The organism is Glaciimonas sp. OK215, from assembly GCF_057787885.1.
The window spans coordinates 4,661,748-4,679,627 of sequence record NZ_CM173544.1 but is presented as its reverse complement, the minus strand read 5'-3'; the positions used below and the strand labels follow the sequence as shown (position 1 = coordinate 4,679,627).

At 54.7% G+C, this 17,880-nt stretch carries 15 protein-coding genes, 2 tRNA genes and 1 rRNA gene; 14 read left to right on the top strand and 4 right to left on the bottom strand.

From position 1 onward, the window contains the following. Positions 1–44: 44 nt before the first annotated feature. From pncB to AC3CHX_RS21650, 3 genes are all read left to right on the top strand, one after another. Positions 45–1,226: a nicotinate phosphoribosyltransferase gene (pncB, locus tag AC3CHX_RS21660; protein WP_488630049.1), complete on the top strand. Its 1,182-nt coding sequence runs from the start codon at positions 45–47 to the stop codon at positions 1,224–1,226. Between the two features lie 121 nt (positions 1,227–1,347). Continuing rightward, a complete protein-coding gene (locus tag AC3CHX_RS21655; protein WP_488630048.1) occupies positions 1,348–2,760 on the top strand; it encodes a sodium:proton antiporter in 1,413 nt (470 codons plus the stop codon). An 18-nt stretch (positions 2,761–2,778) separates the two neighbouring features. After that, a complete protein-coding gene (locus AC3CHX_RS21650) occupies positions 2,779–3,780 on the top strand; it encodes a 2-hydroxyacid dehydrogenase (RefSeq protein WP_488630047.1) in 1,002 nt (333 codons plus the stop codon). Between the two features lie 128 nt (positions 3,781–3,908). Here AC3CHX_RS21650 and AC3CHX_RS21645 read toward each other — a convergent pair whose 3' ends face one another. From AC3CHX_RS21645 to AC3CHX_RS21635, 3 genes are all read right to left on the bottom strand, one after another. Next, positions 3,909–4,163, bottom strand: a complete 255-nt coding sequence (locus AC3CHX_RS21645; RefSeq protein ID WP_488630046.1) for an acyl-CoA-binding protein — start codon at positions 4,161–4,163, stop codon at positions 3,909–3,911. A gap of 82 nt (positions 4,164–4,245) precedes the next feature. After that, positions 4,246–4,482, bottom strand: coding sequence for a hypothetical protein (locus AC3CHX_RS21640; RefSeq protein WP_488630045.1), 237 nt, complete (start codon positions 4,480–4,482; stop codon positions 4,246–4,248). After that, a complete protein-coding gene (locus tag AC3CHX_RS21635) occupies positions 4,483–4,836 on the bottom strand; it encodes an FKBP-type peptidyl-prolyl cis-trans isomerase (RefSeq protein WP_488630044.1) in 354 nt (117 codons plus the stop codon). A gap of 212 nt (positions 4,837–5,048) precedes the next feature. On the opposite strand from AC3CHX_RS21635, the gene AC3CHX_RS21630 reads away from it, so the two are divergent. The 8 genes from AC3CHX_RS21630 (at position 5,049) to AC3CHX_RS21595 (ending at position 14,537) form a co-directional block, all read left to right on the top strand. Continuing rightward, positions 5,049–6,068: a YVTN family beta-propeller repeat protein gene (locus tag AC3CHX_RS21630; RefSeq protein WP_488630043.1), complete on the top strand. Its 1,020-nt coding sequence runs from the start codon at positions 5,049–5,051 to the stop codon at positions 6,066–6,068. Then, positions 6,068–6,943 carry a polysaccharide deacetylase family protein gene (locus tag AC3CHX_RS21625; protein WP_488630042.1) on the top strand — a complete coding sequence of 292 codons (876 nt, stop codon included), beginning with the start codon at positions 6,068–6,070 and terminating at the stop codon, positions 6,941–6,943. Before AC3CHX_RS21630 ends, AC3CHX_RS21625 begins: the two co-directional genes overlap by 1 nt. Beyond that, entirely contained in the window at positions 6,940–7,926 is a 987-nt protein-coding gene (locus tag AC3CHX_RS21620; RefSeq protein WP_488630041.1) for a sterol desaturase family protein, read from the top strand. The genes AC3CHX_RS21625 and AC3CHX_RS21620 overlap by 4 nt, the downstream gene beginning before the upstream one ends. Continuing rightward, positions 7,926–8,819 carry an EI24 domain-containing protein gene (locus AC3CHX_RS21615; RefSeq protein WP_488630040.1) on the top strand — a complete coding sequence of 298 codons (894 nt, stop codon included), beginning with the start codon at positions 7,926–7,928 and terminating at the stop codon, positions 8,817–8,819. Before AC3CHX_RS21620 ends, AC3CHX_RS21615 begins: the two co-directional genes overlap by 1 nt. A gap of 33 nt (positions 8,820–8,852) precedes the next feature. Further along, the gene (locus AC3CHX_RS21610) at positions 8,853–9,671 is read left to right on the top strand and encodes a competence/damage-inducible protein A (protein WP_488630039.1); all 819 of its coding nucleotides are present in this window, start codon (positions 8,853–8,855) and stop codon (positions 9,669–9,671) included. 113 nt (positions 9,672–9,784) lie between these two features. Continuing rightward, the gene (locus AC3CHX_RS21605; protein WP_488630038.1) at positions 9,785–12,421 is read left to right on the top strand and encodes a DUF349 domain-containing protein; all 2,637 of its coding nucleotides are present in this window, start codon (positions 9,785–9,787) and stop codon (positions 12,419–12,421) included. A gap of 66 nt (positions 12,422–12,487) precedes the next feature. Continuing rightward, on the top strand, positions 12,488–13,303 hold the full coding sequence (locus AC3CHX_RS21600) for a creatininase family protein (RefSeq protein ID WP_488630037.1): 816 nt from the start codon (positions 12,488–12,490) through the stop codon (positions 13,301–13,303). Between the two features lie 61 nt (positions 13,304–13,364). Next, a complete protein-coding gene (locus AC3CHX_RS21595; protein ID WP_488630036.1) occupies positions 13,365–14,537 on the top strand; it encodes a YncE family protein in 1,173 nt (390 codons plus the stop codon). A 170-nt stretch (positions 14,538–14,707) separates the two neighbouring features. Here AC3CHX_RS21595 and AC3CHX_RS21590 read toward each other — a convergent pair whose 3' ends face one another. After that, positions 14,708–15,385 carry a DnaJ domain-containing protein gene (locus AC3CHX_RS21590; RefSeq protein ID WP_488630035.1) on the bottom strand — a complete coding sequence of 226 codons (678 nt, stop codon included), beginning with the start codon at positions 15,383–15,385 and terminating at the stop codon, positions 14,708–14,710. A gap of 649 nt (positions 15,386–16,034) precedes the next feature. On the opposite strand from AC3CHX_RS21590, the gene AC3CHX_RS21585 reads away from it, so the two are divergent. The 3 genes from AC3CHX_RS21585 to AC3CHX_RS21575 all read left to right on the top strand — a co-directional run bounded on the left by AC3CHX_RS21585 (position 16,035) and on the right by AC3CHX_RS21575 (position 17,853). Beyond that, a 16S ribosomal RNA gene (locus AC3CHX_RS21585) occupies positions 16,035–17,567 on the top strand. 125 nt (positions 17,568–17,692) lie between these two features. Beyond that, a tRNA-Ile gene (locus AC3CHX_RS21580) sits at positions 17,693–17,769 on the top strand. An 8-nt stretch (positions 17,770–17,777) separates the two neighbouring features. After that, positions 17,778–17,853, top strand: a tRNA-Ala gene (locus tag AC3CHX_RS21575). Positions 17,854–17,880 lie beyond the last annotated feature (27 nt).

Here is a 17,880-nt window from a genome sequence, read left to right as displayed (position 1 = left end):
AAGAAAGTACGCAATCCGTAGTTACCAACCTGTAGTCAACCACCATGATCATTACTTCGCTTCTCGATACCGATCTGTATAAGTTCACCATGATGCAGGTGGTATTGCATCATTTCCCGGCGGCGCAAGTCGAGTACCGCTATAAATGCCGTAATCAAGGGGTTGATCTGACCCCTTATGTCGACGAGATTCGTGATGAAATCGCCGGTTTGTGCCGGCTCCATCTGCAGGAGCGGGAGCTGGAATACCTGCGTGGTTTACGTTTTATCAAGAGCGACTTCGTCGATTTCCTAAGCTTGTTTCACTTGCAGCAAAAATACATCACCGTGCAGCCGTCGGCGGCAAATAACGGCGAAATCGATATTCTGGTTCAGGGCCCCTGGCTGCACACGATATTGTTTGAGGTGCCGGTACTGGCGATTGTCAATGAAGTGTATTTTCGCGCTACCCAAACAACGCCGGATTTCGAGGAAGGGCGTCAGCGCCTGCAAAAAAAAATGGCACTGATCCGCGATGATGCTGCGATGGCTGGCTGCAAGATCGCTGATTACGGCACGCGGCGACGCTTCTCGCGAGCTTGGCACGAAGAAGTGGTACAGACCATGCAACGTGATTTTGGCGACCATCTGGCGGGTACGTCGAATGTGAATTTCGCCATGCAACAAGGATTGACTCCGCTCGGGACGATGGCGCACGAGTACTTGCAAGCTTGCCAGTCGCTTGGGCCGCGCCTGCGTGATTCGCAAATTTATGGATTTGAAATGTGGGCCAAGGAATACCGCGGCGATCTGGGTATTGCGTTATCGGACGTCTATGGGGTGACTGCTTTCCTGCGCGATTTCGACATGTATTTTTGCAAGCTGTTTGACGGTGCGCGCCATGATTCCGGTGATCCGTTCGATTGGGGCGAACGCCTGATCCGGCAGTTTCAGGATAATCGGGTCGATCCTGCGACCAAGACGCTGGTGTTTTCTGACAGCCTTGATTTCCGCAAAGTGATTGCACTGTATTCGCGCTTCAAGGATCGCACTCGGACCGCCTTCGGCGTCGGTACCAATCTGACTAACGATCTGGGCTACACGCCGCTGCAAATCGTGATGAAGATGGTCGGTTGTAACGGCCAGCCGGTGGCGAAACTATCGGATACACCGTCGAAAAACATGTGTGAGGATGAGGCGTATGTGAATTATCTGCGACAAGTGTTTGAGATTGCTCCAGCGCCTTAAATCCATAGCCGCAAAGGACGTGCCGGACACAAAAGATGACGATAATAGTTTGATCACTATTTTTTATGCAATTTAATCGCGTTTAAAATAGACAACTTTTTATCTGATTCGAAAGACACCATTGCGCAAAAAAATACTCTTCACGCTGGCCAGTTTTCTCCCCGTTGCTGTACAGGCCGCCGAGCTTGACGGCGCACAGTTATCGGTTTGGTGGGGTATTCCGTTCATGGGTTTGTTGTTGTCGATTGCGCTGGGACCGTTGCTGGTGCCGGTATTCTGGCATCATCATTTTGGCAAAATCGCACTGGCCTGGTCCGTGGCGTTTTTGATCCCATGTGCGATCTGGTTTGGCGTGCCGCTGGCCGCAGCCGGCGTAGTCCATGCCTTCATGGCCGAGTATTTCCCGTTTATTATTTTACTGACGGCGCTGTTCGTGGTGGCGGGCGGGATTTGTCTGCGCGGCAATTTGCACGGAACACCGGCGCTGAATACCGGCTTGCTGGCATTGGGGACCGTGCTGGCGAGCTTGATGGGAACCACCGGCGCTTCGATGTTGCTGATTCGGCCACTGATTCGCGCTAACGACAATCGCAAGCACTCAGTCCACATTGTTGTTTTTTTTATTTTTCTGGTGGCCAATGCAGGCGGTGCGTTAACGCCGCTAGGCGATCCGCCGCTGTTTCTGGGCTTCTTGAAAGGCGTCGACTTTTCCTGGACGTTCAAGAACATCCTGTTCGAAACGCTGTTCATGTGGGCTGCTCTGTTGATGATTTTTTATTTTCTGGATCGCCATTATTTCCATCACCGCGAAGAAGAGTTGCCGCCGTCGCAAGACCCAACGCCGGATAACCCAAACTTGCGTTTCGAGGGAAAATTCAACTTCATTCTGCTGGCGCTCGTGATTGCACTGGTACTGATGAGCGGCTTGTGGAAATCCGGCGTTACCTACAATATCTACGGCACCCCGGTGGAATTGCAGAATTTGCTGCGCGACGGCCTGTTGCTGGTAGTCATTGTGGCTTCATTGTGGCTGACGCCAAAAATTGCCAGAGAAGGCAATAACTTCACCTGGGAACCGATTCTTGAAGTTGGCAAGCTGTTTGCCGCGATTTTCATCACCATTGCGCCGGTCATCGCCATGTTGCGGGTTGGCGTGCATGGTCCGTTCGGTGCGATCGTACAAGCGGTGACTGGTGCTGACGGTCAACCGAATAACATGATGTATTTCTGGATAACCGGGATATTGTCGTCATTCCTTGATAACGCGCCGACCTATCTGGTGTTCTTCAATACGGCCTCTGGCGATGCGCTCGAATTGATGGGGAAACTGGCGGCGACCCTGGCGGCGATTTCATGTGGCGCAGTGTTCATGGGGGCCAACAGCTACATTGGTAATGCGCCTAACCTGATGGTCAAGGCGATTGCCGAAGAACGCGGCATCCGCATGCCGTCTTTCTTTGGCTATATGGCATGGGCGTGCGTGGTGCTGCTGCCACTATTCGCTATCATGAGCTTTATTTTCTTCCGTGGATAAGATGAGGGCGTTGTCATTGTGAATACATTACATAAACCGAAGATACTGCTGGCCCGGGCAATTTTCCCGGAAGTGATCAGCCGTCTGGAGCAGCATTTTGAGGTTGAGTCGAATCAGGCCGACCACATTTTCAACAGCGCCGAACTGGCCGAAAAATTGCGCGACAAGGATGGCGTCATTGCGACCGCCAGCGAACCTATCTCGGCTGAGTTGCTGAGTGCCTGTCCGCATCTGAAAGCAGTGTGTAATCAGGCCGTCGGTTACAACAACATCGACGTCGCGGCGGCGACCAAAGCAGGCGTCATGGTGACCAACACGCCAGACGTGCTGAACGAAACCACCGCCGATTTTGGTTGGGCCTTGTTAATGGCGACCGCACGCCGCATAACGGAGTCAGAGCACTGGCTGCGCGCCGGCCACTGGCAACAATGGCGTTACGACAGCTTTCTCGGTGCCGATGTGCATGGCGCCACGCTCGGGGTGATTGGCATGGGCCGGATCGGGCAGGCGATAGCGCGCCGCTCAACCGGCTTTGACATGCAGGTGCTATATCACAACCGTTCACGCCTGACGCCGGAACTGGAAGCGCTTGCCAATAATGCGCGTTATGTCAGCAAGGAAGCGTTGTTACGCCAGGCGGATCATGTGATTCTGGTGTTGCCGTATTCGAAAGAATCACATCACACCATTGGCGCTGAAGAGTTGGCACTGATGAAGCCGGGCGCGACGCTGGTCAATCTGGCGCGTGGCGGGATTGTTGACGACGTGGCGCTGATCGCGGCATTGCGCGAGCACAGAATCGCCGGCGCCGGGCTGGATGTGTTTGAGAATGAACCGGCATTGCATCCCGACTTCCTGACGCTGTCGAACGTGGTCCTGACGCCGCATATCGCCAGTGCCTCGGAACCAACACGGCGCGCAATGGCGGCATGTGCTGCGGACAATTTGCTGGCGGCATTGCTGCCGGAAAAAGAGGGTGCGTTGCCACCAAATCTGCTCAATCCGGAGGTCAGGCGCTAATCCGGTCAGCGAGTCGGCGTTGCGCCTCGTTTTTGGAAGTACGATGTGGCAATGTAAAAAGAAGGCCGGGTCACTAGCGAGTGCTCCGGCCTTCTTTTTTATTACAACTGGGTAAGCGAACTAAAGGTTCAACCCTTCAAGTCTTTCACGAAATCAATATATTGCTGTTGAGCGGCTTCTTGTGAAGTGCCTTTCAGTGCATTCCAGGCATCCCACTTGGCGCGGCCGACAAAGTCGGTCATGCCTGGGCGATCGCCGCTCGCATCACCCAGGCTACCTTGCTTGTAGATGGCGTACATTTTCAGCAAGGTCATGTTGTCCGGACGCTCATCGAGATTCTTGGAATCGGCGAGCGCCTGCTCGAATTCGGCTTGTAGAGTCATACGTACTCCAGGTAAAGAGTAATTAATAGCCTGAACCAGGATTAATTGCGGATCAGGGGGGCAGAGGTTCGGCGCAGTGTACTCAATCGGTAACGGCATTGACCACCGCACCGCCGGCCTTGACGGTGCCACTCACAACAGTGGTGGCAACGCTGACCGCAGCAGATCCAACTGCCACCGTAGCGTCAACCGCCGTGGCGGCCACACTGACCACAGTGCAACCTGCCAACAGGCCACTCGCCAACAAGGCGATGATGGCAGCGCGTGACCGAGTTGGCTTGAGCCGTCTTGACATCACGGTCAGTTGGCTGGCTTGCATTTATACACCAAGCAGTTCGACTTCAAAAATCAGTGTCGCGTTCGGTGGAATCACGCCGCCGGCGCCGCGTGCGCCATAGCCTAGTGCTGCCGGAATGATCAGCTTGCGAACGCCGCCGATTTTCATGCCTTGCACGCCTTCGTCCCAACCTTTAATCACATGACCGGCACCCAGCGGAAATTCAAACGGATCGCCGCGGTCTTTGCTGGAGTCGAATTTCGTACCTGCGCTGCCGTCGGCGTTGCGCAGCCAGCCGGTGTAATGCACGCTGACGTGGTCGCCGGCTTTGGCTTCTGCGCCTGTGCCAACGTTGGTATCTTCATATTCCAGGCCCGAAACGGTAGTGGTTGACATTGCATTCCTTTTTGTGTGGTTGATGTGGATGGCAGTGTAAACCAAAAACAGCGCAAAAACTGCGCTTTAACAGGCCGGAAAACCGAAGCCTTAGTCGATTAAAATATGTTGTTTTTGCAATGTTTTAATAAGCGTTATTTAAATCAATGGGTACGGCATCGGTGCGGCATGCGCGGTAAAATATCCCCCTTTTCGCTTTTCTGAATATTGCCATGACCGCTTTTGTTCGTCGTTCCATCGTTGTTGCTTGCGGTTTGCTGATTGCAATATCTGCATTTCCGACATGTGCAGCAGAGCTGGTCGCTGCTCCGGCGTCAGCTGCAGTTGCTCCGAACGTCGTGGTAGTGCTGAATTCGCGCGATGCCACCATCAGTTTGCTGGATCAGAACAGCTACAAGGAAATCAGCGCATTCGCAGTCGGCAAGGAGCCGCATCATCTGATGCCAACCCCGGACAACAAGTCGCTGATCGTCGCCGCAGCAACCGGCAGTGAATTGTATTTTCTGGACCCTAAAACCGGCAAAATCCAGAGCCAGGTAAAGGATATCGCCGATCCGTATCAAATCGGTTTTTCGCCGAATCAAAAATGGTTTATCTCGAACGGTCTGCGTCTCGATCGCATTGATATTTACGGCTATGACGGCAAGAATCTGAAGCTGTCCAAGCGTCTGCCATTGCCGAAGATGCCAAGCCATATGACCTTCAGTGCCGACAGCTCGCTGGCATTCATCACACTGCAGGGCAGCGATGAGATCACTGCGGTTGATCTGGCCACGCAAACCGTCAAATGGACCATGCCGGTCGGTAAGCAACCGGCGGGCATTTACATGACACCAGACAATAAATATTTGCTGGTCGGCATCATGGGTAGCGATTATGTTGCGGTGGTGGATTGGCGTACGCAGAAGATTGTCAAGAAAATCAAGACTGGCGACGGCGCACATAATTTCCGTCCGCAGGGCGACAAGCGTCACGTGTTTGTCTCGAACCGGGTTGCCGGAACGATCAATATTCTCGATTTGAATACGCTGGAAAACGTTGGCGTGATCAACGTGCCGGGCGGCCCGGACTGCATGGAAGTGACTGCAGACGGCAAAACCATGTGGGTCACCCAGCGCTGGGTCAAGCAGGTTTCGGTGGTGGATATCGCCAGCCGTAAGGTGATCAAATCGATCCCGGTCGGTCGGTCGCCACACGGTATTTACTTTACTAACCGCGCTTCTGAATTGTGATGACCCGCTATTCTGCGCTGAAATCCGGCTGGCTTTTGGTTGCGGCAATTGCGGCGGCAAGTTCGGCCGGCCTGTCGCAGGCGCAGTCCGTTGCGCCGGCTGCCTGTAAGGGAACGCTGTATCTGACCTTCGATACCGGTAGCCAGTCGCAGGCCGAATTTATCGCCCAGACACTGCGCCGTCATCGCATCAAAGCGACTTTTTTCATGGCCAATGAAAAAACCGTGAATGGCGACTATTCGCTCGATCCATCCTGGGCGCCTTACTGGAAATCACTGGTGGAGGACGGCCATGCGTTTGGCAGCCATACCTTCGATCATGTCTATGCCAGGCGGGATCTGGCCGACGGAAAAATCGAAATGAAGCCGCAATTTGGCGCCAATGGCGGCAAATTGTTAGCCTGGACGCCGCAGCAATATTGCGACGAAATCAATCGTGTCGAGCAGCGTTTTCATACATTGACCGGTACGCACCTTGATCCGTTTTGGCGCACGCCTGGCGGACACCTGACGCCGCGCACTCTGGCTGCGGGTCAGGCTTGTGGCTATGCGCATGTGGCGTGGGCCGATGCCGGATTTTCCGGCGATGAGCTGCCCAGCGATAAATGGCCGAACCAAATGCTGTTGCAACGCGAGTTGAAGAACGTCAAGGATGGCGATATCCTGATCGCGCATCTTGGTATCTGGTCGCGCAAAGATCCGTGGGCGCCGGCGGTACTCGAACCATTGATCAGCGGGCTGGAGAAAAAGGGGTTTTGTTTTGCCACGTTAAGGGAGCATCCTGCCTATAAAGCGGCCGCCGACAAGGCGAAAGGCAAGAGTCCAGGTCCAGCGGCGAACACCGCTCCCATCGGCAAGAGACAACAAGCATCATGATCGATAGTCTGGTTAATCTGTTTTCTGCGCTGCAAGCCTGGTTATTCCAGGCGGCGGTGCAACCTCTGCTGTTTCATGCCGGCTTGAGCGAATATCTCGAAGATGCGTTTGATGGGACCGAGTGGTTTCTGATCGGTGTCTGCGAACTGGTGCTGTTGTTCATTCTTCTGCGGCCGTTGGAGTCAATGATTCCGGTGCATCCGATTACCGATCGCCGCGCGCGCTGGAACGATTTCATTTACACCGCGATACAGCGTCTTGGCACATTTTCCGTATTGGTGTTTTTTCTGCTTGATCCTGTGGTCGCGCAGCTAACCGAGTGGCTGCATCTGGAAGGCTTGCACCCTTTTAATTTGGATAATTTGTGGCCCGGCGTGACCGACCGGCCATTGATCACCTTCCTGGTGTATCTGTTGGCACTCGATTTTTGTGATTACTGGTATCACCGTGCACAGCATGGTTTTGGCTGGTTGTGGGGTTTGCATAGCTTGCACCATAGTCAGCAGAACATGAATCTCTGGACGGATGATCGGAATCATTTACTGGACGATTTGATCCACGATATCTGCATGGCGCTGGTAGCGCTGGCGATTGGTGTCGAACCGGCGCAATATGTCTTGCTGGTCGCCGCATCGCGCATGCTGCAAAGCTTGCAGCATGCCAATGTACGTATCCATTTCGGCAAGCTGGGTGATGCGGTAGTGGTGTCGCCGCGCTTCCATCGTTGGCACCATGCGATTGGGATCGGCCATGAAAGCCGGGGAAAAGGTTCGCTCGGCGGCCATAACTTCGGCGTCTTGTTCTCGTTCTGGGACGTGCTGTTCGGCACCACCTATTTCGGTCAGACCTTCGAACACACCGGGGTTCGCGATCAATTGCCGGCACCAGTCGGTAAGGAACGTCGCTATGGCGTCGGCTACTGGGAGCAGCAATGGCTGGGGCTGAAGCGGATGGTTGAGTTTGCCGGAAAGGTTCGTCGCTGATGCGTCCTGTAATCGTTGCGTTTGGTCGGGCGCTGCTGTCGCAGCTGCATTTCCGTATGCTGATGCTGACTTTCTTGCCGTTCCTGATTTCGGTGCTGATCTGGGGGCTGGCGTTGTGGCTGGGTTTGCAGCCGCTGGTTGACTGGTTGCAAAATTATTTGGTCGGCAGCGGCGGCATGAAAGCTGCTGGCGGTGCATTGAGCTGGCTTGGCCTGGGTGCGCTGAAGACGGTGATTGTGCCGTGGATGGCACTCTGGCTGTTGTTGCCGCTGATGATACTGACGGCACTGGTATTCGTCGGGCTGTTCGCGTTGCCGGCAGTGGCGCGTCATGTCGGCGGCCGTCATTATGCCGGGCTGCAGAAGCGCAAGGGCGGCACGCTGTTTGGCAGCATCTGGACCGCGCTTTCGTCATTTTTGTTGTTTTGCATATTGTGGCTGGTAACCTTGCCACTGTGGCTGGTTCCGCCGTTGGCTTTCGTCATCCCGGCGTTGCTGTGGGGCTGGTTGACCTACCGAGTGATTGCTTACGACGTGCTGTCCGCGTATGCAGACAAAGATGAACTGAAGGCGATTCTGAAGATACATCGCTGGCCGCTGCTGATAATCGGTATCATCACCGGCGCGATGGGCGCGGCACCGACTTTGCTGTGGCTGGGTGGTGCGCTCTGGTTGATCGTTCTTCCTTTCATGGCGGGAGGATCGATCTGGCTTTACGTGCTGGTGTTTGTGTTTACCGGTTTGTGGTTTGAGTATTATTGCCTGGAAGCGTTGAGTAAGTATCGTGCGGCGAAGCTGGCCGCAAGCATTATTGCTGTACGTGGTGCGGAGGGTGCCGATAGCGCAAGCTCCAGCACACATTTTCTCAGCGACGAAGGTATCCGTTTAAAGTAATCTAATCGTCTCACTCAGCGCAAAGACACTCTTATGGCAATCGGACTAATTATCATTGGCGACGAAATTCTGTCTGGCAGACGGGTCGATAAACATTTTCCCAAAGTGCTGGAAATGCTGGCGGCACGTGGCCTGTCACTGAGTTGGGCGGAGTATCTGGGCGATGAGCCGGCGCGGATAGTTGCGACGCTGAAACGTACCTTTGCCAGCAATGACATTGTGTTTTGTACCGGCGGTATCGGTGCAACCCCGGACGATCACACCCGTCAATGTGCTGCCGCGGCACTCGGCGTGCCGCTGGTATTGCATCCGCAGGCGCGCGAAAAAATCCGCGAGCGCATAGCCGATACCGCTCGTAGCGCCGGCGTTGAACCTGATTACGATACCGTTGACAACCTGCATCGTCTGAAGATGGGGGAGTTTCCACAAGGTGCCGAAATCATTCCGAATCCGTTTAACAAGATTCCTGGATTTTCAATCCGGAATCCAGCAAAGCCACCGGGCCAAGCGCAAGGTATTCATCATTTTGCGCCGGGCTTCCCGGTGATGGCATGGCCTATGTTCGAGTGGGTACTGGATACCTATCACGTTGATTTATTCCACCGGAATCCGCAGTTGGAGCAATCCGTATTGGTATACGGCGCGATGGAGTCCACCCTGACGCCTTTGATGGAAGCCATTGAAGCCGAATTTCCGTTGGTCAAGGTATTCAGTCTGCCGCATGTCGGCGATGGTCAGACCCAGCGTCACATTGACCTCGGCGTCAAGGGCGAACCCACGCAGAGTGCTGCGGCATTCGTCAAACTGCTGGCCGGCCTTGATCAGTTGCAAGTCGCGTATCGGCCAGCCTGATGGCCTTCAAATTATTGCGTCAGCGTCGTCTCACCGTTTAAATCGAATTCTTGCTTCCTACCGCCTGTTAACCGCATCTCTGTGGTCTGTCCTTATCTGATTGGTACTTATCTATGTTTGGTTTCCTTTTCAAGCGCGCGCATCGCTCCGCCGCTGCAGCACAGTCAGAAGTGACACAAAAAGCACTTCAGCACACGGCGCTGCGCGTTGCCAGCGCACAAGCAACCGATACCGCGCGCCAACAAGCGCTGACGCAAGCGGCGGTCCTGACTGAGGAGGCGGCCGCAGTCAGTTTTATTTTGCAGGCGGATTTTGCCGATGCACGATTGCAGGCAGCCCAATTGGTGCAGAGTGCTGCCGGGCTGGAACAAGTGCTGCAAGCGATGCGGAATGTTGACCGCCGGGTAGCAAAATTGATGCAGTCCAGGCTGGATTTGCTGCGTAAACAGCAGCAGACGTTTGCCCAGGCAGCCAACTGTTTGCAGCAGGCGCAACGCCTGTTACAGGAAGAACAGCTTTTGCCGAACCAGGTCGCGGACCTGGACCGCGCCTGGCAGCGAATCGATATGCCGGTCGAAGCGCAGCAACAGGAATTCGGGCAGATCAGCGCGGCACTGGCGGAGCGTTTGTCGACGCAGGCAGCATTGCAGCGCTCGGTACTGGGTTTATTGGCGCGTTTACGTCAGCTAAACCAGCAAATCAGCGCAAATCCACAGGCGCAAGCGGCAGACGCGATCGCTTTGCAGGCGGAGCAAATCGCAGCGCAAATGCGGGAGCATGAAAGCAGCGCTGAAGCGATTGCCTTGCCGAAAAACCTGGCTTCTGAATTTGTCACGGCGTTACACGACTTACGCCAGCTTCTGCAGAACCTGCAACAGCATCAGCAAGCGCTGAGCGCACGTCAGGAACTGTTGACGCAGTGGGAATCAACAGCTGCAGAGGACTTGAAGCCCGAGTCCTTGCGGCGTAGCTGGGCCGCTCTGGCATCATTGCCGCCAGCGTTGACCGATGCTTCTTTGGAGCAACGTTATCAAACCTTGCTGCAACAGAGCATTGCTGCCATTCAGCCAAAAAACATACAGCCATCTGCGTTACCCGAGCAAGCACCCCACACCGATAAGCTGGCGTCACAACAGCAGTTTTCGGTCGCGTTGGACGGCCTGGAGGCGGCGCTGGAAGAAGGGGCTTTGCAAGCCGCGATGGATTTCGACAAAGCCCTGCGCGCGATGGATTTCAAAGCACTAAAAATGACGTCGCCGCAGAATGCCAGATTGGCGCAGGCGCGCGGTGAATTGGGGCGCTTGCAAGGTTGGGCGCGCTGGGGCGGGAATGTCTCGCGCGAAGAATTGATGAAAGCCGCGCAGGAATTACCGGGCCAGGCGCTGGCGACGGCTGAGCTGGCCAAAAAAATCGGCACTTTGCGTGCTCGCTGGAAGTCGCTGGACAGTTCCGCCGGCTCTGCGCCAAAAGTGCTATGGGATGGTTTTGACGCTGCCTGTACTGCCGCTTATGCACCGGTCGCGGCGCATTTTCAGCAACTGGCTGAAGAGCGCCAGGTCAATCAGACCAAGGCGCTGGCATTGATAGACGAGGTGCAGCAGTATGCCGAAGCGGCGTTGACGGGGATCGCTGGACCTGGTGATGCTGCGCCAGACTGGAAGGCCATTGCGCAGTTCTGTCAGCAGAAGCAGCAAGCCTGGAGAAATCTGGGGGCGATCAATCGCAGTGAAAAGAAAGCGCTCGACAAGGCGTTTGCCGGCGCTAGCCAGCGATTGCTTGCTCCGTTAATGGTGCAACAACAGCTTGAAATCGGCAAGCGCGAAAAGTTGATTACCGAAGCCTCTGAATTGCCTGCCAACCAGCGCGATACCACCGAACGTCTGCGCGAGTTGCAGCAACGCTGGCAGGAGCAGGCCAAGGCACTCCCTCTGTCGCGTCAGGATGAGCAACTGTTGTGGCAACGCTTTCGTAGCGCTTGCGATACGATTTTTGCGCAACGCAAAGAGGCGGCTTCAACTGCCGATACCGAGCGTCGTCAGAATCTGCAGGTCAAAGAAGAATTGTGTGCCAGCCTTGAAGCGGCCATCACGCAAGCTGAAGCTGCGTTACCGAAAATTCTGCGCCAGGCGCAACAAGACTGGAGCAAGGCTGGCGCGGTGCCGCGCGCGGCAGAAGGGCAAATCGAGGCGCGCTACAGCGCCGCTGTCGCTAACCTGCAAGCGCTGCTTGACCGGGCGCAACGTCACGCCGCCATTGCGCAGGCGCATGCTCTGTGCGACAAGCTGGCGCTGTGCCAGTTGGTCGAAGTCAGCCTGGGGCTGGATCCTGACGCGGAAGCGGATGGTCATCCGGATGCCTGGAATGCCAACTGGCAAGCACTGCCGGCGCTACCTGTAGCATTTGAAAAAACCATGCGAATCCGCTTCGATAGCGCGCTGAATTTACATAGAGGTGCGGAGCGGCAGGCAATTAACACCTATCTCGCGACGCTGGAAAATAATCGTGAAGCGCTGTTGCAAGAGTTGTTGCGGGCCGAAATCATGGCCGGTGTCGATAGCCCATCGTCGCTGGTGCGCGAACGTCTGCAGTTGCAAGTGGAAGTGCTGCAAGCGTCATTGAAAGCCGGTTCTGCAGAGGTCAGCAGCAGCCAGCAGTTATTGCGCGCGTGCAGCCTGCCGGCATTGATGGATAGTGTGACGCGTGAGCGCGCGCAGCAGCTGATCCTGGCTATCGAGTTGGTACAACCGTGAAGCTTCGGTAACGTTCGCGCCTCCTTAGTCCCAAAGCCCCGACACGTATTTTCATGAGGAATTTTCATGCGCTTCCCACTACGGCGAGCTTTCGCTTCCGTCATTTTGCTCATCGCCACGCAGGCCGTCTTTGCGCAAACACCGAAAACCGTATTCCTTGAGGACCTGACCTGGACCGAACTGCGCGACCAGATTCAGGCGGGCAAGACCACCATCGTTATCCCCATTGGCGGGACCGAGCAAAGCGGTCCTGATGTCGCGCTTGGCAAGCACAACGCGCGCGTGAAGCTGCTGTCACAGCGCATCGCGGAAGGACTGGGCAATGCGCTGGTCGCACCGGTCATAGCCTATGTGCCGGAGGGAAGCTACGCACCGCCGACATCCCACATGCGTTTTCCCGGCACCATCACGGTACCGGACGACGTGTTCGAAAAGATGCTCGCGTCCGCAGCGAACAGCTTCAAGGTGCATGGGTTCAGGGATATCGTCTTTCTAGGCGATCACGGCGGCTATCAGAACGATATCAAGCGTGTGGTCGCCCAACTCAACAAGTCATGGTCCGGGTCGGCCGCGCGGGCATTCGTACCGCCGGAATATTACGGCACCAGTTCCGACGGTTATGCACAAATCCTTCGCCAGCATGGCTATCGCGATGACGAGATCGGCACGCACGCGGGACTCGCGGACACGTCATTGCTGCTCGCGGTGGCACCGCAGATGGTGCGGCAGGATCGACTGCGAAACGGTCCGAAACGCGGCCCTGCCGACGGCATCTACGGCGGTGACCCGCGTCGCGCGACAGCCGAACTCGGTCAGTTGGGCATCGATGCAATCGTGGCGCGGACGATCAATGCCGTCAAGAAGGATACTGCGGCCCGCTAGTAAAATTGGCCGGCATTTGACTCTTTTTACAGTTACCAATCTCTCAATAACGGAATTCATCATGTATTTTTGTACTCGCCAGCTGTCGCGCATCGCATCGTCTGTCGGTAGTGCCTTGGCTGTTTTATGTATCACCTGCAACGCATCCGCAGCGCCCGCTATTGCTACGGTGGCCGGCATGCCGCCCGTAGTGAACGCCAGCAATCTGTACAGCGAAGCGGGTGCCGGGCACCTCAGCTCTGCGGCGGCGAATGCATTGCCACGGATCTATGTACCAAATCTCCGCTCAAATGACGTCTATGTGATCGATCCGGCTACATTCAAGGTGGTCGACAAGTTTCACGTCGGCTATAGCCCGCAACACGTCGTCCCTTCATGGGATCTACAGACTCTGTGGGTGGCCAACAACGCCGAAGGCCGATCCGACGGCAGCCTGACTCCGATCGATCCGAAGACCGGGAAGTCTGGAAAGGAGGTCATGGTTGATGACCCCTATAACATGTACTTCACGCCGGACGGCAAGGAAGCAATCGTGGTGGCGGAAACGCACGCACGACTGGACTTTCGCGATCCGCATACGATGGCGCTGAAGTCGAGTCTTTCGGTACCGCAGTGCAGGGGCATCAATCACGCCGATTTTTCGATTGACGGTAAGTACGCTCTCTTCACCTGCGAATTTGACGGCAGCATCGCGAAGATCGACCTCGTGAACCGCAAGGTCGCCGGTTACCTGCAGCTCGCTAAGAAAGGCATGCCGCAGGACATCCGGATCGCACCGGATGGCAAAGTGTTCTATGTCGCCGACATGATGGCTGATGGTGTTTTCGTCGTCGACGGCAACAGTCTCACGAAGACCGGCTTCATCGCGACAGGAGTGGGGACGCATGGACTGTATCCGAGCCGCGACGGTACTAAGTTGTACGTCGCGAATCGCGGCTCCAATCTGGTTCACGGGCGGCGTCATGGCAAGGGCAGCGTGTCGGTGATCGACTTTGCCACGCGCCAAGTCGTGACGAATTGGCCGATTCCCGGCGGCGGCAGTCCGGACATGGGCAATGTCAGCGCGGATGGCAAGACGTTGTGGCTGTCCGGCCGGTTCGACGATGTCGTCTATGCGATCAATACGGCGACCGGTTCCGTTAAATCGATCCCGGCCGGCATGGAACCGCACGGCCTCACCGTCTGGCCGCAACCGGGCCGCTATTCGCTGGGCCACACCGGCAATATGCGCTGACCACGGATAACATCCACTTGACCCGCGACTACTTGTAGGAACTTGCTAACAAGCGCGCTATGAAGGCGCGCTTTCCGCTTGACGGTGGGATATTGATATTCCTGCCCTTTCTAGCCCATGTTGGCAGAGAGGTAAGCGTATTGATCGGACCAAGAACCGTGACAAATTTGCTAGCTACCACGACGGATAGGCATATTAAGCGCTCTTTGCATTGCGGCATTCTGATTCTGGACCCTGAATCTGGCAGCCTGTTCTTCCCGGACTTGCTCATATTTTGCTTGTCGTTCCGCTTGGTACCGGTCGCGGGCAGCACGTTCAGCCTGTTGTTCAAGCATCGAATGAATTTGTTGGCCTTCACGCCGGGCCTGCTCAGTTTCTCTCTGTTGAGTTTCGACCGCTCGTTGCTGCTCAAAAAGCTTTGCCTTTAAAAGGCCAGCCTGTTCAGCATCAGCTTGTAGCTGGGCTTTTTCTGCATCTGCTTTTGCTTTTGCTGCCTCTAGAGTCAATTGTTCGACACGCGCCTTGTTCTCTTGAATCTTGTAATAGTAAATGCCACCAGCGAGCAAGGCTGCAGTTATCAGTAGTATTTGCAACCATGGCAATGGATTCGTCTCCGCAATCTCGTAAGTTACTTGGTTAGCTTTATTTAATTTATCGTCATATGCTTGGCGACGAACTGACGAAGAAAGCACCGAGTGTGCTTCCTTGACTGCCATCAACTGGGCTTTGTTCTGCTCCGGAGTTGGGTCTTCTTTTTTTAACTTCTCGGATTGCAGAATGTATGCCTGCTTCACTTGTTCAGATGTGGCCCTTTGACCAAGACCAAGAATTTCGTAAAGCGTAGTCATAAATTATGTGTTTTAGATAAGTAAGTTGGCATTTATAACATGAAAGTTGCCATATGGCTATCCTGTCGGCATGGGATAGCCGCTCGATGGAGCAATGCTATGCCGGGAAAAGGAAGGCTGTTAGATTTTTAAAATACTTTTAAAAACCGCTTGCCAGTGGCGGAGCGCCTTGCTATAGTTCGGCCTCTGTTGAAAACGACGCGCAATACCGGAAGCAGCGCAGGCTGATTTGGGGCGAAGTTGGAGATGGAAACGAGGTTGCAGTGTGGGTGTTTGCAGGGTGTGGAAGCGTTAAAAGCATTTAAGTTGTTTGTAAAAATGATTTAAAAAGCAGTTGACGAAAAGCACGCAACACCACATAATCTCATCTCTCTGCTGCCGGCAAACAAAACGATTTGTCGGTGCTGCGAACACTACGGTGTGACGCAAAGCAGGGGAAGTTCTTTAACAATTAACAGCCGATAAGTGTGGGCGTTTAATGGAAGTGCAGCGTGAATTGCTTCGGCGGTTTGCGTAAAACTTAAAACATTAAATGTTCACAAAAGAAGAAAATAGGATGCTTCGCAAGGTCAAACTTGGGGAGCGCCTGTCAGTATTTTGAGTGAGCGATAGCAGCGATGCTAGGCAGCAATGCCACAAAACAGAGATTAAACTGAAGAGTTTGATCCTGGCTCAGATTGAACGCTGGCGGCATGCCTTACACATGCAAGTCGAACGGTAACAGGGAGCTTGCTCCGCTGACGAGTGGCGAACGGGTGAGTAATATATCGGAACGTGCCTTTGAGTGGGGGATAACTAGTCGAAAGATTAGCTAATACCGCATACGATCTACGGATGAAAGTGGGGGATTCGCAAGAACCTCATGCTCATAGAGCGGCCGATATCTGATTAGCTAGTTGGTGAGGTAAAGGCTCACCAAGGCATCGATCAGTAGCTGGTCTGAGAGGACGACCAGCCACACTGGGACTGAGACACGGCCCAGACTCCTACGGGAGGCAGCAGTGGGGAATTTTGGACAATGGGCGCAAGCCTGATCCAGCAATGCCGCGTGAGTGAAGAAGGCCTTCGGGTTGTAAAGCTCTTTTGTCAGGGAAGAAACGGTTCTGGTTAATACCTGGGGCTAATGACGGTACCTGAAGAATAAGCACCGGCTAACTACGTGCCAGCAGCCGCGGTAATACGTAGGGTGCAAGCGTTAATCGGAATTACTGGGCGTAAAGCGTGCGCAGGCGGTTGTGTAAGACAGGTGTGAAATCCCCGGGCTTAACCTGGGAATGGCATTTGTGACTGCACGGCTAGAGTGTGTCAGAGGGGGGTAGAATTCCACGTGTAGCAGTGAAATGCGTAGAGATGTGGAGGAATACCGATGGCGAAGGCAGCCCCCTGGGATAACACTGACGCTCATGCACGAAAGCGTGGGGAGCAAACAGGATTAGATACCCTGGTAGTCCACGCCCTAAACGATGTCTACTAGTTGTCGGGTCTTAATTGACTTGGTAACGCAGCTAACGCGTGAAGTAGACCGCCTGGGGAGTACGGTCGCAAGATTAAAACTCAAAGGAATTGACGGGGACCCGCACAAGCGGTGGATGATGTGGATTAATTCGATGCAACGCGAAAAACCTTACCTACCCTTGACATGGCTGGAATCCTTCAGAGATGAGGGAGTGCTCGAAAGAGAACCAGTACACAGGTGCTGCATGGCTGTCGTCAGCTCGTGTCGTGAGATGTTGGGTTAAGTCCCGCAACGAGCGCAACCCTTGTCATTAGTTGCTACGAAAGGGCACTCTAATGAGACTGCCGGTGACAAACCGGAGGAAGGTGGGGATGACGTCAAGTCCTCATGGCCCTTATGGGTAGGGCTTCACACGTCATACAATGGTACATACAGAGGGCCGCCAACCCGCGAGGGGGAGCTAATCCCAGAAAGTGTATCGTAGTCCGGATTGTAGTCTGCAACTCGACTACATGAAGTTGGAATCGCTAGTAATCGCGGATCAGCATGTCGCGGTGAATACGTTCCCGGGTCTTGTACACACCGCCCGTCACACCATGGGAGCGGGTTTCACCAGAAGTAGGTAGCCTAACCGCAAGGAGGGCGCTTACCACGGTGGGATTCGTGACTGGGGTGAAGTCGTAACAAGGTAGCCGTATCGGAAGGTGCGGCTGGATCACCTCCTTTCTAGAGTTTGTACGGACATTAAGCGTCCACACTTATCGGTGTGTTAATAAAGAAGAACAGTTATTAGGTGCGCTGTTTGTGAGCGGAAGATGCTGACGGACTGCCTGCTGATTACTGATCCAAACGGGTCTGTAGCTCAGTTGGTTAGAGCACCGTGTTGATAACGCGGGGGTCGTTGGTTCGAGCCCAACCAGACCCACCACAAGTTTCGGGGGCTTAGCTCAGCTGGGAGAGCACCTGCTTTGCAAGCAGGGGGTCATCGGTTCGATCCCGTTAGCCTCCACCATTCTTTGCTACTCATCACAACGATGGG